We start from the raw sequence: 16,455 nt of genomic DNA, 5'->3' as shown, positions 1-16,455 counted from the left end.
GATCCGCACGGTTAACACCTGCGGATCTTTTTTTGTACTATTTATTGTTTTTTATTGTTGCTGTGCACTGTCATCTGCTGTCTGAGCGTCTCCTGTGCTATCCTGTGCTGCATCAGCAGCTACAACATTTTCTGCTGGTGAACTGTCTGCCGTAGAATCATCCGCTTCTTCCTGAGAAACTGTTTCTCCATCACGAACCTTCTTCATCATAGTTTCAGCTTTCTGAACGGTAGCTTCATTCGGAATCATAACATAAGCTGCCTGACTCATCGAATATGGTTTCTGTGTATCTCCTGTACCATCGACACTATAACTTACAATGTTCCAGTCACCGCCATTGTTTAACTGCTGCTGAAGCAGTTTTGCAATCTCTTCATAAGATATATTCGTCTCAAAGCATCCCTGGATGCTGGAAAGAACAGAAGAATAATTTTTCAGAAGTTCCGGTGAAAGAGCCTTGTTGATAATACCTTTGATCACGGCCATCTGGTTCTTACCTCGCTGACGGTCACCTTCCTGGAAAGCATAACGTTCACGGCTGAATACCAGTGCCTGCTCACCATTCAGGAAATTATCTCCCTGATTAAAATGATATCCTTCTACATTTTTGGAATCAAACTCATAGTCAGAATAAACCGTAACTCCGCCAAGGGCATCTATCAGCTGCTCAAATCCGGCAAAATTGATTCGGAAGTAATAATTGATATCTTCATTATAAAGCATTCCCAAAGTATCCATACATACATTGATACCATAAATACCGGCATGTGTCAGCTTATCTCTCTGTCCGCCTGAAATAGAAAGCGGAACAAAGTAATCTCTTGGTGTGGAAACAAGCAAAATCTGTCTGGTAGCTGTATTGATTGTAGCAACAATATTAGAATCGCTTCGGCTTTTAGCTACAAGACCGCTTCGACTATCAATACCACTGACAAAAATTGTATATACAGAACCATCATTTGTGTTCTGTGCTGCCTCGCTCTGTTGCGGTTCAATCGTTGTTTCAACTTTTTTTACCGTTAATTCTTTGATTCTGGAAGAAATATCGGAATATCCATCCATTTCTTCAATGACACTCAGATATGCGCTGTTCAGTACAATAGCTCCTGCCTGTCCGTTCAAAAGCCCGTCAACAAGATCTGTAAGACCTGCAAATTCCTGTACCTGAACGTTCTTACCAGTTTCGGAATCAACCTCCTGAATCGCCTTATCAGAATTTTCCCGGTCAAGATCTGTAAGTACACCATATACATAATCTGCAGTATCAGATACGGCTTCCGCAGAATCATCTGCACGGACATAAATACCCACTTCTGTTACCTCGGTATTCACACCGGAAATATCTGTCAATGTGGAATGCGTCTTATACACATACATACTGCCAAGAATAAATACAGCCGCAAATACTGCCGCAAAAATTACTCCCACAGCAAATCGAATCACATTATGTGTATTCCATACAAGCACTCCAACAATCAATACCAGAATCAGTATAATCAGACCAATTCCTGCCAGAAACTTTGTCGGAACCATGTTCATATTCATAAGCAGTACCGCAAACACAATTGCAGTGATCAGAACTACAAGTGTTACGATCAAACCTGGAATATGTTTTCCCATTTTTCTCATATGCAAACCTCCATCTTTTATCTCATATGTCTCAATCATTTTACGCTTTTTGGGGGATAAAAGCAATAATTTTACTTCGCACCACTTCCCATAAATACAACCATAACTGTTTTAAACAGTATTTCTACATCCAGTTTAAGGCACCACTCAGAAATATATTTTGTATCTAATTCCACTACTTCCTCAAAATCTGTGATATCGCTTCGTCCGCTTACCTGCCACATTCCTGTAAGTCCAGGTCTGATTGCAAGACGTTTGCGATGATGGAGTTCGTATTTTTCCCATTCATCTACTGTCGGTGGCCTTGTCCCGACAAGACTCATATCACCTTTCAAAATATTCCAGAACTGCGGAAATTCATCCAATGATGTTTTTCTGATAAAATGTCCTACTCCTTTGATAATTCTCGGATCATCATCCATCTTGAACATCATTCCGTCTTTTACATTGTTCTGTTTCATAAGCTCTTTTTTTCGTTCTTCAGCATCCATATACATAGATCTGAATTTATAGATCTTGAATGGACGTCCGTTCTTTCCCACCCGGACCTGTGAAAAAAATGCAGGTCCCGGAGATTTGATCTTGATAGCCGGAACCAGAAACAATGCTACTATTCCGGTAAACAGACACCCTACCAGACCACCGACTATATCCATTGTTCTTTTTATGAACATCTGCCGTGGTGTTACAATTCGAATACTGCTGGAAAGAACCGTATAGCCAGCCACTTCTTCCACAATCTGATTTTTACCAAGCGATTTCATTGTTGCAAGCTGCATATGAATAACCACACCCATTGTAGAACAATCCTTAATGATCTGCTCCGGTATGGTAATTTCTTTCGGCACTGCAAAAAATACTTCATCTACCCAGTTTTTGTGTATATAGGAAATAATGTCTTCAGAACCTGCTACTACCGGTATTCCCTCGATGGTTTTACCCTTTTTATCACAATCCATCAGAACAATTCCGGCCAGATGATATGTTCCGTAATTATTTTTACGAATAGTCTCTACGATATTTTTTGCATTGCTGCTGACTGTCACAATCAGCATAGAGCGTTTTTCGCCTTCTTCATACCTGCGGTTTTTCAAAAATTTTTTCAGCATCTGTCTGCTGCAATAACTGAATCCTATATAAAATACATAGCTAACCAGCAGAATCATTCTGGAATAATCGCTTCCAACCCTCATCAGAAACATATATACCAAAACTAGAAGACATACCAGAGTACATTGTTCAAAAGTTTTTTTCAGTTCTTCAAGCATATTTCTTCGCAATACACCACTGAAGCTTTCATTGAAAAACGTACACACCAGCTGTATAAAAATCATTACTACTGCTACATTTCTATAGAGCTCTGTCTCATATGGATGTCCCACTCCGTTTTTAATCCAGTATGCTAATATGAATGCCAGCTGAAGACATAGCATATCGCAAATGGTAAAATCCGCGTGTTTCACCCAGCTACTGTTTTCTTTCTGATACATGTTTTTTTCTGCACCTTCCTACACTTACTGTTTTTTTCGGGCTTCCAGGCGATTCTTCAAACATCCCTTTGCGGAAAATGCCCGTTTTTTACGTCATCCTGTAATTTTTCGAGGATTCCCGATAAATATCTTCTTTACATATTCACTTCCCATAGTTTTTTCCATTTTTGCAACACACCTGCCAATTTCCGGAATTCGTTCATTTTTTCTATGACCATCAGATCCTACAAAATCCAGGATTCCCTGTTTCATAACTTTTTTCGCAAATGTTCTGGCTCCGAATCCCTCCTGCCCACTGATTGTGTCTGCATTGATCTGGATATATGCTCCCATTTGTTTCAGCTCCATCAAAAAACCGATATCATTCCGTGTCGCCTTATAGCGCTCCACATGAGCTATAATTGGGATATAGCCATTCATCAGAAGATTTCTGATTCTTTCTTCTATATAGCTTTTCTCATCTTCATTACTGAATTCCACCAGTACATATCTGGAGCCGGCCAATGTAAGCCGTCGCCCCTTTTTAAGGCATTCTACCATATCCATGCTGGAATGAAGCTCACATCCCAGATAAAGCCGCATGCCTTCTTCACCTATGTTCATAGCTGCTCTTCGCAGTTGCATAAACTGTCGTGTCACAATATTCAGATGTGGCTCAAACATATCATATCGGAAATGTGGTGTCAGTATCACATTTCGGACGCCTTCCCTGTATTCCTTATTCAGCATCCACAGGGATTCCTCCATATTTCGTGCACCATCATCTACCCCGGGAAGAATATGACAATGAATATCATAAAGTCCCTTCATAAAAATAACCTGCTCTTTTCTCTTTTCTTATCTGTTTACCTGCTACTTTCATCATATTTTTTTAATTCATCTTAATGTCCATAATCAGACTACCGACCATCTTTCATCCGGACATATTTACTTGTTATTATACAATCCCCCTTCTCTTTCTGCAAGTTCTTTATAGAACTTAAAATGCATTAAATATGTATATTTTCCGTATTTTTTACCATTTTCCCCTCACCTGGCAGAAACAGGATGGATTATTCCTCCTTCCTGTGTTAAAATAAACCCACGGCAATGAGTGCAGCGGTTACAGGAGGAGCCAGATTTTATGCCAACTGTGATTGGCTGCCATAAGGAGGATATAAACATGACGAAACAGGAATTTCATGAACTGACACAGAATGGTGTCCTGCTGCTGGATGGTGCAACAGGTTCCAATCTGATGAAGGCAGGCATGCCACGAGGTGTCTGCACAGAGAGCTGGGTAATTGAACATAAGGATGTGATCCAGTCTCTCCAGAAGGCTTACATCGAGGCCGGAAGCCATATTATCTATGCTCCAACCTTCGGCGGAAACCGTATTAATCTGACCATGCATGGTCTGGACGGACAGATTGAAGAGATCAACCATACCCTGGCCGGTTATTCCAGGGAGATCGCACCGGCAGGTGTTTATGTTGCAGGTGATATCACCACTACCGGTAAGATGATGGCACCGGCAGGGGATATGACTTATGAGAAAGCATTTGAGACATATCAGGAACAGATTGGTTATCTCCGCGATGCAGGCGTTGATCTGATCGTTGCTGAAACTATGATCAACATTGAAGAAACACTGGCTGCTGTAGACGCGTGCCAGAGCGTCTGCGACCTTCCGATCATCTGCACCGTAACTGTGGAAGCTGATGGAAGTATCTTCAGCGGCGGTAATGCGATAGAGGCTGCCATGTCTCTGGAAGCTGCCGGTGCTGACGCGGTAGGTATCAACTGCTCTGTGGGACCGGATCAGCTGGTATCTGTTGTTCGCAATATTAAAGAGAACGTTTCCATTCCGGTCATCGCCAAACCGAATGCCGGTATGCCACAGATCGATGACAATGGAAATGCTGTATACAACATGACACCTGCTGATTTCGCAGGCTATATGAAGGTTCTGGTGGACAACGGTGCTTCTGTGATCGGTGGTTGCTGCGGTACGACGCCGGAATTTATCGCTGAGACTGCACAGGTACTTGGACTGCACTAAGTTATCTGAGATTATCCGGCGCAGGGATTCATATTTCGAAACCTGACTCAGCTTCATAATTTATTCAATAAAAAATCCCGGGAATTCTATCTCTCCTGTCAAATGCAGACAGGAAACAAAGTTCCCGGGATTTTCTGATTTATTCTGTTTTATTCTGTTCTGTCGGCCGGTTGGCTTCATCTGCATACGCTGCGCGGATGGCTTTTCGGATTGGAAGCACACAGGCCGGTACAACGGAAAGTCCGTCCACTCCCATCTGGATAAATTTCTCTGTCAGATTGGAGTCTGCTGCCAGCTCTCCACATATGTACACATTACAGCCGGATCTATGTCCTGCCTCTGTCACCATGCGGATCATTTTTACAAGGGCAGGATGATGATCATTATATTTATTCTTCAGAAGAAGGTTCTGTCTGTCCATAGCCAGTGTATACTGTGTCAGATCATTGGTTCCAAGGCTCAGAAAATCCACCCGTTTTCCAAGCTCCTCGCTGATCATTACAGCTGCCGGTGTCTCGATCATAATTCCTGTACGGATATTTTTGTACGGGATATTTTTTTCATTGAGACCTTTTTTTACTTCCCGGATCAGCTCCTCGATCTCGTCCAGCTCCTCCTCGGAGGTGATCATCGGATACATCAGGCTTAAGTTACCATATGCACTTGCACGGTAAATGGCACGAAGCTGAGCCTTGAACATTTTTTTGCGGTCAATGCAGAGGCGGATTCCCCGGTTTCCCATCATCGGGTTCGTCTCATCCGGAATCGCCATATAATCAGCCTGACGGTCTGCCCCAAGGTCCACGGTACGGATCACGGCCGGGCGGCCTTCCATATCCTCCGCAACTTTCTTATATGCGCGGAAAAGCTCATTTTCTCTTGGATAATTCTCTCTTCCAAGATACTGGAATTCGCTTCGGAGAAGTCCGATGCCTGTTGCCCCATAATAGAGCACTGTGTTCAGATCATCCAGATTTCCGATGTTTGCCAGGAGCTTGATCTTTCTGCCATCGGCTGTGACATCCTCCTGATTCCGAAGCCTGAGCAGTTCTTCTCTCTCCTCCGTGTCTGCCTGATGCCGGATCCTGTATTCTTTCAGAAGCTCCGGTTCCGGATCAATATAAAGTGTTCCTGTATAACCGTCCACAATGGCCAGATGTCCATCCCACTCCTTCTGGATCTCTACCTCTACCAGTGTAGGGATTGCCATGGATTTCGCCATAATCGAAACATGAGAAATAATGGATCCCTGATGCATAGCAACTGCCAGAAGTCTGGATTTATTCATCTCCAGAAGCTCATTTGGTGAAAGCTGCTCTGCTGCCAGGATCACCGGCTCGTCTCCCAGATTGATGCGGGCATGGGAACCACCCATGGCACCGATCAGCAGCTCGGAGATCTCGCGGATGTTTTCGATCTGTTCCTTCACCGCCTCATCTTCCAGGTTTCGGAACACATTGGCAAGCTCATCTCTTGTGGTCTGGACCGCATACGCTGCACTGACCTTTTCTGTCGTGATCATGCTCTCCACGGCCCGCTGAAAGCTTCCTCCGCTCAAAAGCCGGATCTGGCGTTTCAGCGTCAGCTCCTGTTCCTTCGGAAGAGGACAGCCGTTTTTGTACATATGCTGGATCTGTTCCCTAACAGCTGTTCTCGCCTTATCCAGTCGATCGAGCTCTTTTTTTACATTGTCTACCATGGACTGGCGGATCTGATATTCACCTCTGTGATAATACAGTATCTTTCCGATAGCTATGCCGGCAAAGGCGGATACACCCTTGTAAATTTCCATCCTAAAACCCCCTTACTGCCGCGTCTGCTTTAGTCGCAGGCTGCCTTAAATTCTGTCCAGATCTTATTGTATTCCTGCTCTGCCTCCTGGCTTACATTCTGTACGATCTCACCCTTGGTCACATCATCCGGAACAACCAGATTCTCATCTACCAGGTCATCAGCTGCTTTGTTTGTATTATAATATCCGATATAGTTGATACACTGTGCAGATACTTCCGGCTCCAGAATATAATTGATGAACTCATTAGCTGCTTTTGCATTCGGTGCATCACTTGGAACGAACATTCCCATGATACCGAAGCCAAGTCCCTCCTCCGGATAAACAACTTCAAGATCCGGATTATCCTTCAGTGCCTGTGTTACCTGTGAAGTATAAAGAAATGCCACACTGGCCTCGCCGTTAAGAAGTGCATTCTGTGTATTATCATCCTGGATCATGCGGATGTTCGGAGCCAGCTCTTTCAGCTTCTCACCGGTCTTGTCGATCACATCCACATCCTCTTCATTCATGCTCTCTCCCATGGACATCTGGGTGATTCCACAGATAACACGATAGTTTCCAATAATTGCAATGCTGTCCTCAAGAGACGGATCCCAGAGATCCTTGTATCCTTTGATATCTATGTCTACCTGCTCCGGATCATAGACGATCAGCGGGATTCCAGCACCATATGGTACGGTATATTCATCGTCCGGATCATAGAACTGTCCCTGATAAAGTGGATTGATATTCTTGAAATTGGTAACAGTATTCTTATCGATCTTCTGGATAAGGCCTTCTTTTACTGCGTTTTCAATGATATAGTCGTCTGCAATGACAACATCGTAATCTCCGCCCTTTGCCTGGGAAAGCTTCTCAAGCATGGTCTCATCGGTATCAAAGTTAGAGTAAATGATCTTTGTTCCGGTTTCTTTTTCGAAATTATCCAGTACCTCCTGCGGGAACATTCCTTCCCATGTGTAAAGTACCAGTTCGTCTTTATCCTTTGCACTGACGCTTACCCCCGTCATCACGGACGCGCCAAGAACTGTACATAACATAATCGCTGCTGCTTTTTTTGCTTTCATAGGACCTCCTTAATTATGTCTGTGTTATTATTTTGCTTTTACTTTTGTCCAGAGCTCTGCGAATTTCTGTTTGATCTTCGGCTTCTGGTATGCAAAGATCTCATTCTTCGGATTGTCGATCTGCGGAATGTAGGAATCAATTCCCTCATAGGTTCCGTTCTTCATCTCCTCAAATGCACTCTTCACAGTAGAAGTATATCCTACCTCTTCGGTATTGGAAAGAGCATTTTCATCATCCAGCATAAAATTGATGAACGCATGTGCCAGATCTACCTCACTGCAGTCCTTTGTGATGACCATTGCATCATACCAGGTGTTGGTTCCCTGCTGCGGTGTGTAATAATCAAGCTCCGGATTTTCGCTGATAATATAGGAAGCATCTCCGGAATAAACAACGGCCATAGCCTTGTTTCCTGAGATCATATTATCGATCACATCGTCGCCTGCATAGATCGGATCCATGGTATCTCTCTGCTGGATCAGCCATTCATAAGCCTCCTCGATCTCACTGAGTTTCGTGGTATTCATAGAATAACCTAACGCTTTCAGTGCGATCATAAAGGAATCCCTTTCGGAATCATACATGTAAACATTTCCTTTATATTTGGTATCTTTCAGGACATTCCAGCCTTCATTTTTCAGATCATCCTGTGATACAACATTCTTATTATAAAGGATTCCTACAGTTCCCCAGAAATACGGGCAGGAATAACGGTTGCCCGGATCATATTCCTTATTCTGCACTTCCTTCATAAGTTTTTTGCTGTTCGGAATCTTTTTCCAGTCAAGAGCCTGGAGATATTCCTCTTTAATCAGTCTCTCGATCATATAGTCCGAAGGCACAAGCACATCATAACTCTCGCCGCTTGCAAGCTTGGTGTACATCATCTCGTTGGATTCAAAAGTCTCGTACACAATGGTACAGTTAAACTCTTTTTCGAACTTATCAATAAGATTCAGATCCATGTATTCTCCTGCATTGTATACACGAAGTACATGATTTCCCTGGCTTACAATGGTCCATTTTCCAAGACCGACAACTATAACCACTGCTGTCACCGCTGCTACGATTTTTCTTGTTCTTGGTTTCAGCTTTTTGACGGTGGACGCCTGAAGCTTCGGCAGTACCAGATTTGCAAAAAGCAGCACCAGCACAATAACCAGGATCACGATCGTGGACAACGCATTGATGGTCGGGTTGATACGCTTCGTCATATTATATACAACGATGGAGATATTTTTGACTCCGTTTCCGGAAACAAAGTAGGAAATTACGAAATCGTCAAAGGACATGGTAAATGCCAGAAGCGCTCCCGCAAAAATTCCCTCTTTGATCATGGGTACGATAACCTTTGTCAGGGCCTGGTATGGCGTTGCACCAAGATCCATGGCAGCATTGGCAAGGTTCGGGTCCAGATTACGCACCTTCGGATATACACTGGTGATCACATACGGCGTACAGAACGCGATATGTGCCAACAGCATGGTCAGATATCCCTTCGTCATTCCCAGTGAGGAAAAAAGAAGCATCAGTCCGATTGCTGTAACAATATCCGGATTCAGAATCGGAAAATTATTGATGGTAAGTACCATCTCCTTGAGAATTTTCCGGTTTTTGGAAAGTCCGATGGCAGTGATAGTTCCCAGTATTGTGGAGATAATCGTTGCAATGATCGCGATCGTCACAGAAACATAGACAGCCTTGCTGATCTCCATGTTATTAAGAAGTTCACCGTACCAGCGCAGGGAAAAGCCTGTGAATCTTGTCAGTGACTTGGATGAGTTAAAGGAAAATATCATCGTCACAAGAATCGGCAGGTAAAAAAATGCCAGACACAGCACAATATATAATTTTGAAAATATGGTATTTTTTCTTTTCATCTCCTGCCTCCTTTAATCATCCTGGGTATCCATCTTCTTCATCAGGCTCATAAAGATCAGGATGATCACAGCCAGGATCAGAGAGATGGCACTTCCGAAGTTCCAGTCACCTACAGAGATAAACTGTGACTCGATCAGGTTACCGATCAGCATATACTGGCCGCCGCCGAGAAGCTTCGGAATAACGAAGCTTGAGATTGCCAGCAGGAATACCATCATAACACCATTCACCACACCCGGCATGGAAAGCTTCCAGGTTACTTTCCAGAAAGTCTGAAACGGATTGGCTCCAAGGTCATTAGCTGCCTCGATCAGTGACTTGTCCATTTTGCTTAAGGATGTGTGGATCGGAATGATCATAAATGGCATAAAGTTACATACCAGTCCCACGATAACAGAAAAATCTGTGTACATCATGGTGATCGGTGAAATGCCGAGAAGCTTCAGAAGACTGTTCATCAGTCCGTTATCTGAAAGGATATTCATCCATGCGTAAGTACGCAAAAGCATATTGATCCACATGGGGATCGTTACCATCAGGATCAGAAAGCTCTGCACCTTTTCGGAATATTTTGAAATAATATAGGCCAGAGGATATCCGCATACAAGGCAGATAACTGTCGTCACGATACCCAGACGAAAAGATTTCAGAATTACATTTAAATATGTAGCTTCCAGGAATTTTGCAAAATTCGCCCATGTAAAGTGCAGGGTCAGCACCTCATTTCCATCTGAGGTAAAGGCGTAGAGCACGATCAGGATCAGTGGCACTACGATCAGGATCAGAGACCAGATGATATATGGCTTGATCAGATGTTTGAACTGTTTCATTAGTATCCTCCCATTCTGCACATAACATGGATATCCTCCGGACCGAATTTCAGTCCTACCTCACGTCCCACTGCCGCATAGTCCGTAGTGTGTACCATGTATGTGCGAAGCTCCGTTTCGATCAGGATCTCATAATGCACGCCTTTGAACGTAATGTTCTTGACGATTCCACGGATCTTGGCCTGATCCGGTTCTACGATATCCAGATCCTCCGGACGGAGAACTACCTCGATCGCTTCATTGTCCTCAAAGCCTTTATCTACGCATTCAAACTGGAAACCATCGAATTCCACGAGAAAATCTTTGATCATGGTTCCCTCAATGATATTGGATTCCCCGATGAAGCTTGCCACAAAACGGTTCCCCGGCTCATTATAGATGTCCGTCGGGTTTCCGATCTGCTGGATCTCACCATTGTTCATGACAACCACGGTATCGGACATGGAAAGTGCCTCCTCCTGGTCATGAGTGACATAGATAAATGTGATTCCAACCTCCTGCTGGATCTTTTTCAGTTCAAACTGCATCTGCTTACGGATCTTTGCATCCAGAGCACCAAGCGGCTCATCCAGAAGAAGGACTTTCGGCTCATTGACAAGTGCTCTCGCAATGGCAACTCGCTGCTGCTGGCCTCCGGAAAGAAGGGTGACATCTCTTTTTTCGAAGCCCTCCAGACCTACCATCTTCAGCATTCTTTTTACTTTCTGCTCGATCACGGATTTATCCACTTTTTTCAGGTTCAGGCCGAAACCGATATTGTCCATAACATTGAGATGCGGAAACAGTGCGTATTTCTGGAATACAGTGTTGATTTCTCGCTTATATGGAGGAAGCTTGGATATCTCAATACCGTTAAAAAGCACCTCTCCGCCGCTTGGCTCCTCAAAGCCTGCGATAATTCTTAAGGTTGTTGTTTTTCCACAGCCGCTGGGTCCCAGAAGCGTAAGGAATTCGTTTTCGTGGATGTCCAGATTGATACCACGAAGCACCTGCTGGTCATCAAAGTTTTTTGTGAGATTCTTTAACTCGATCAGTTTATTGCTCATCTCTTATTCCCCTTCCCGCGTTTTCCCAGGATCAGATACACAGCCAGCACAAGAAGGATCACTCCCAGCATGATCGTGCAAAGTGCATTAATCTCCGGCGTAACGCCTGTTTTCATCTGTGTGTAAACTTTTATCGGCAGCGTGGATACACGCGGACCGGTCACAAAAATGCTGATCACCACATCATCCATGGACATGGCGAAGGCCAGCAAAGAGCCGGATATAACAGCCGGCATGATCAGTGGCAGGGTAATGTCCCAAAACGCCCGAAACGAGCTGGCGCCAAGATCTCTGGCAGCCTCTTCCAGGGACGGGTCCATTCCCACAAGCCTTGCTTTCACTTCCATTAATATATAGGGCACACAGAAAACCGTATGTCCGATAAGAAGTGTCAGCATTCCAAATGGCAGATTCAGCATATAGAAAAATGCCATCAGTACCATTCCCAGAATAATTTCCGGGATCATCAGCGGAAGAATGGATATATATTCCATCACTCCCTTTGTTTTCCAGTGGATCCGGGACATTCCTACAGCCCCCAGTGTTCCGATCACTGCAGATACCCCGCAGCTCGCCACACCAAGGACCAGACTGTTTTTCAAAGCCTGGATCATATCCCGGTCACGAAACAGTTCCTGATACCATTTCAGCGAAAATCCTGTAAAATGTACCGGAAGCCGTGACTCGTTAAAAGAAAATACCACGACCACCCCAATGGGCAGATACATCAGAAAAAACAGAATGCCTAAGTATAATCCTGATAATTTAGAATTTTTTTTCATCCCATTCCCTCCAGTGCTTTTACATTGGTAACTTTTCTGTAAATAACGATCATCAGCGTAGTCAGTATCATCAGAACAACTGCCAGTGCCGCCGCAAACGGCCAGTTATTTCCTCTTGTCATCTGCTCCTGGATCAGGCTTCCCACCAGTACGATCTTATTTCCGCCAAGAATATCTGCGATAAAAAACAGTCCCATTGACGGAATAAAGGTCAGAATAATTCCCGACAGAAGTCCCGGCAGGGTCAGCCTAAACGTAACGCTCCAGAATGCCTGCCAGCTGCTGGCTCCCAGATCTCTGGCTGCCTCGATCAGTGACCAGTCCAGTTTTTCCGCACTGGAATACACGGACAATGCCATAAAAGGAAGCAGTACATAGATCATTCCGATCACGATAGCCGGATAACTGTACAGAATTTTCAGAGGTTCCTGAATAATTCCGATTTTCAGTAAAATATAATTCAGAAGGCCTTTTTTCTGAAGGATAATGATCCAGCCGTAAAGACGGATCAGCGAATTCACCCAGAACGGAAGCATCAGAAGAAGCATCGCCAGCTTCTTTTTTCCCTCGGAAAGCTTTGCCATAAAATACCCGAAAGGATATCCAATCAGACAGATGATCACTGTACTGGTGATGGCAAGCTTAAAAGAGCCTGTAAAAGTCTGCAGATATACCGGCTCCAGGATCTGCCTATAATTATCCAGGGTAAATTTCCAGTTTACGCCATAACCGCCATCTGCTGTGGAAAAGCTCAGCGCAATTACATACAGAAGCGGCAGTGCAACAAAGATCAGCGTAAAAATATACAGTGGCAGGATCATCCATACGGAGCCTGCTTTTCGCTTACGCATTGATGCCTCCATGGGAACTACTGTGTCCCTCATCTGCATTCTGCTCCTCGCGGTCTACCAGCACAGCATCCTGGGGCTGAAAGCTTAAAAATACTTTTTCTCCTACATTTACATTCATGTCGATGCCGTAACGGCTGGCTACAACATTCTGCTTTTCTGATATTTTCAGGACTACGCGGAGCTGACCACCTGCGAAGGTTTTTTCGGTGACTTCTGCCTGGAGGACGTGTATTCTCTGCGTCTGAATTTCAGAATATTTATTCAGATGAATGTTTTCGCTTCTTACTGCAAATGTGACTTTTTCTCCTGACTTCGGCGGATTTTTTTCTGAGGATATATCCACCAGTACTTCTCCGCTTTCGGTTTTTATTCTAATACAACGATTACTGCTGTCATTATTCGGCTCTTTTGCTACAACACCTTTAAGTATATTTGCATTTCCCACAAAAGTCGCAACGTAACTGGTCTTTGGATGATTGTAGATCTCATCCGGGGTTCCTATCTGCTCAAAACGTCCATGATTCATCACTGCAATGGTATCCGACATGTTAATTGCCTCTTCCTGGTCATGCGTGATATAGATAAAAGTGATTCCCAGCTTTTTCTGCAAATGCTTCAGCTCATGCTGCATAGCACGGCGCAGCTGCAGGTCCAGTGCTCCCAGCGGCTCATCCAGAAGAAGCACCTCCGGATTGTTGACCAGAGCTCTTGCAATGGCTACTCTCTGTCGCTGTCCTCCGGAAAGCTCAGAGGGTTTACGTTTCTCGAATCCGGAAAGCTGAACCAGCTCCAGTATTTCTTTTACCTTCTGGTTGATCTCTTTTTTAGGTGTTTTTTTCAGCTTCAGCCCGTAGCCTATATTATCAGCAACATTCATATGGGGAAAAAGTGCATAATTCTGGAACACGGTATTTACATTGCGCTGATTGGGTTCCAGAGATGTCACATCCTTTCCATTCAGAAAAACCTGCCCGGAATCCGGCTGTTCCAGCCCTGCTATAATACGCAAAGTCGTTGTCTTGCCACAGCCGGAAGAACCCAGCAATGTAACAAATTCACTTTTTCGGGCGGTAAGACAGATGCCTTCCAGGACGTCCTCCCCTTCCTGGAAGCTCTTTTTTATATTTTTCAGTTCTAATGAAATTTCGGACATTTATTTCTCCTTGTCTTTCTCTCTGTTACAATATCCTCTTCTTCCTGACACTTAACCAGGTAACTTCAAAACAATTTATTCAAATTACTCAGATACAGGCATCCTCTTCTCTATTTGGCTATTAACCTAATAGTACAAAATAGTTTATAGCTGCAAAGCAGTAGTTATTTGCTTAAATTTTCCCGAATGTATCTGCAATAACTTTCTCTATCAAATATCGGTTGGAATTCGCTGCATATTTTTTCTGCTTCCCGGGCGTGATCACAGAGAAGGTGATACGTTGTCAGTGCCAGCAGCTTCGCCGGTTTGATATATGCCAGTTCTTCGTCCACGATCCTGAAATCTGCACCGTGAAGCTTTCCCTCAAATCCTCCGAATGTGAAGTTCAGCACCGGAAAAAGGTGCGTCAGATCGCCCACATCTGTGCAGGCATTGTTGAAATCTTCCGGTTTTGAACAACGATAGGTTACTCCCAGAAGCTCTGCAGATCTTCTCATAGCTTCGTCTGCTTCTCTGTGAATGACCGGCATATAGCCCTGCAAAGGCTCCCTCTCGATCTTTCCGCCGAAAGCATAGGCAGCTCCGTCATAAGCCCGGTCCATTTTTTCCTGTGTGGCGCGAATTGCATCCAGGGAAGCTGCCCGGACCTTCGTCTCGATCACGGCTTCATCCGGCACTGCATTGATCACATCTCCCGCTTTCCGGATCACATTATGGAGACGTACATGATCTTCCTCACGAAATGTTTCGCGCATCAGGCCCATCATCTGAATCGCACTTGAAGTAATGCTTAAAGCATTTACTCCGTCCCAGGGATCAATTGCTGCATGGGCAGCTTTTCCCTTTACAGTCACACATTCCGCAGAAAAGCCATTGCAGGCTGCATTGCCCAGGTAAAAATCTTCTTCCACAGGCATCATATGCACGTGGGTTGTCAGAATAATATCAGAATCATCGAATTCTCCCAGACGGATCAGCTCACTTTTTCCGGAGGCCGGAAACCCGATTCCTTCTTTTCTAAGACACGTACGCTTGTCTGCATCAATGTATTCTTCCGCCGGAACGGCAAAAAAAGATACGGACCCAGACAGAGAGGCTTGAACCTCCTCATCGGCTAATGCCAATGCTGCGCCAATCATGGCTGCAATCTGTGCGTGGTGTCCGCATGCATGTGCTGTCCCGTTAACGGGATCAGCCATCGGATGCGACTTGCATCCAATGGCGTCAAGTTCTCCGACAATTGTAACGTTTGGTCCGTCCTGTTCCATCCATTCAGCGCGGACCCCTGTGCGTGCAAGTCCTCCATGTACGCGAAGTCCCAGCCCACGCAAAAAAGCCGCTACGTGTGCGGCTGTTCTCTCCTCATAAAACCCTGGTTCAGGATGGCTCTGTATATCCTTCGCAAAGGCTATGATCTCGTCTCTATGTTCATCTATCGTATGAATGATTTTTCCTTCTATGTGATTCATGTTGCACAACCTCCTTTTTCCGCAGGTTAAGCTATATGATATCATAAAATGTGTGGTTTGGAAATAGGTATTTTTTTGAAGATGATTTTGGTATTATTTTTATTGTTTTTTGGGTACAAAAAAAGTGGCTTGAATTAGCCACTTTTTGTTGATTGTATATTCAAAACTACATACATGCTTTGTTGATGGTTAATCGTTAAATCAAGTTTTAACCTGCGTACCGATACTCCAGCGGTCATCTCATGACTTCGTCATTCAATGTCATTTGCTTCGCAAATGTCCAATTCAGCTAATGCTCATACGTCCACAAGCAAGTTTGCTCCCGTATGATCCTTATCTGTCTTGCCCGCTTCCTCGGCTTTTTGGTCAAGCCCTCACCCGATTAGTAACAGTCAGCTCCATGTGTTACCACACTTCCAC

13 protein-coding genes are annotated in these 16,455 nt (G+C 44.3%); 1 reads left to right on the top strand and 12 read right to left on the bottom strand.

The features are described from left to right. Positions 1-51: 51 nt before the first annotated feature. The 3 genes from WMO28_RS15020 to WMO28_RS15010 form a co-directional block, all read right to left on the bottom strand. Entirely contained in the window at positions 52-1,629 is a 1,578-nt protein-coding gene (locus WMO28_RS15020) for an LCP family protein (RefSeq protein WP_349057523.1), read from the bottom strand. Positions 1,630-1,700: 71 nt separating this feature from the next. Beyond that, entirely contained in the window at positions 1,701-3,119 is a 1,419-nt protein-coding gene (locus WMO28_RS15015) for an exopolysaccharide biosynthesis polyprenyl glycosylphosphotransferase (RefSeq protein ID WP_178643705.1), read from the bottom strand. A gap of 93 nt (positions 3,120-3,212) precedes the next feature. Beyond that, positions 3,213-3,929 (bottom strand): CpsB/CapC family capsule biosynthesis tyrosine phosphatase, encoded by a 717-nt coding sequence (locus WMO28_RS15010; protein ID WP_178643707.1) that lies wholly within the window; start codon positions 3,927-3,929, stop codon positions 3,213-3,215. A gap of 352 nt (positions 3,930-4,281) precedes the next feature. Here WMO28_RS15010 and WMO28_RS15005 point away from each other — a divergent pair, with 352 nt between their 5' ends. Continuing rightward, positions 4,282-5,160 (top strand): homocysteine S-methyltransferase family protein, encoded by an 879-nt coding sequence (locus tag WMO28_RS15005; protein WP_178643709.1) that lies wholly within the window; start codon positions 4,282-4,284, stop codon positions 5,158-5,160. A gap of 139 nt (positions 5,161-5,299) precedes the next feature. Here the strand turns inward: WMO28_RS15005 and ptsP are convergent, their stop codons facing one another. The 9 genes from ptsP to WMO28_RS14960 form a co-directional block, all read right to left on the bottom strand. Further along, positions 5,300-6,952, bottom strand: a complete 1,653-nt coding sequence (ptsP, locus tag WMO28_RS15000) for a phosphoenolpyruvate--protein phosphotransferase (RefSeq protein WP_349057522.1) — start codon at positions 6,950-6,952, stop codon at positions 5,300-5,302. A 29-nt stretch (positions 6,953-6,981) separates the two neighbouring features. Next, entirely contained in the window at positions 6,982-8,022 is a 1,041-nt protein-coding gene (locus WMO28_RS14995; RefSeq protein WP_178643713.1) for an extracellular solute-binding protein, read from the bottom strand. 27 nt (positions 8,023-8,049) lie between these two features. Then, the gene (locus tag WMO28_RS14990; protein WP_178643716.1) at positions 8,050-9,903 is read right to left on the bottom strand and encodes an extracellular solute-binding protein; all 1,854 of its coding nucleotides are present in this window, start codon (positions 9,901-9,903) and stop codon (positions 8,050-8,052) included. Positions 9,904-9,915: 12 nt separating this feature from the next. Continuing rightward, positions 9,916-10,734, bottom strand: coding sequence for an ABC transporter permease subunit (locus tag WMO28_RS14985; protein ID WP_178643717.1), 819 nt, complete (start codon positions 10,732-10,734; stop codon positions 9,916-9,918). Next, positions 10,734-11,780, bottom strand: a complete 1,047-nt coding sequence (potA, locus tag WMO28_RS14980; protein ID WP_178643719.1) for a spermidine/putrescine ABC transporter ATP-binding protein — start codon at positions 11,778-11,780, stop codon at positions 10,734-10,736. Before potA ends, WMO28_RS14985 begins: the two co-directional genes overlap by 1 nt. Further along, on the bottom strand, positions 11,777-12,562 hold the full coding sequence (locus WMO28_RS14975; protein ID WP_178643721.1) for an ABC transporter permease subunit: 786 nt from the start codon (positions 12,560-12,562) through the stop codon (positions 11,777-11,779). Before WMO28_RS14975 ends, potA begins: the two co-directional genes overlap by 4 nt. Continuing rightward, on the bottom strand, positions 12,559-13,413 hold the full coding sequence (locus WMO28_RS14970) for an ABC transporter permease subunit (protein WP_178643725.1): 855 nt from the start codon (positions 13,411-13,413) through the stop codon (positions 12,559-12,561). Before WMO28_RS14970 ends, WMO28_RS14975 begins: the two co-directional genes overlap by 4 nt. Next, complete coding sequence (locus WMO28_RS14965; RefSeq protein ID WP_349057521.1) at positions 13,406-14,566, bottom strand: ABC transporter ATP-binding protein; 1,161 nt, start codon at positions 14,564-14,566, stop codon at positions 13,406-13,408. The genes WMO28_RS14970 and WMO28_RS14965 overlap by 8 nt, the downstream gene beginning before the upstream one ends. 164 nt (positions 14,567-14,730) lie before the next feature. Further along, the gene (locus tag WMO28_RS14960; RefSeq protein ID WP_178645309.1) at positions 14,731-16,035 is read right to left on the bottom strand and encodes an amidohydrolase; all 1,305 of its coding nucleotides are present in this window, start codon (positions 16,033-16,035) and stop codon (positions 14,731-14,733) included. Positions 16,036-16,455 lie beyond the last annotated feature (420 nt).

The sequence above is a fragment of the Blautia aquisgranensis genome (assembly GCF_040096615.1).
In the GTDB taxonomy this organism is placed as follows: Bacteria; Bacillota; Clostridia; order Lachnospirales; family Lachnospiraceae; genus Blautia_A; species Blautia_A aquisgranensis.
Note: the sequence above shows the minus strand (reverse complement) of the source record. Positions and strands in the feature narration are given on the sequence as shown.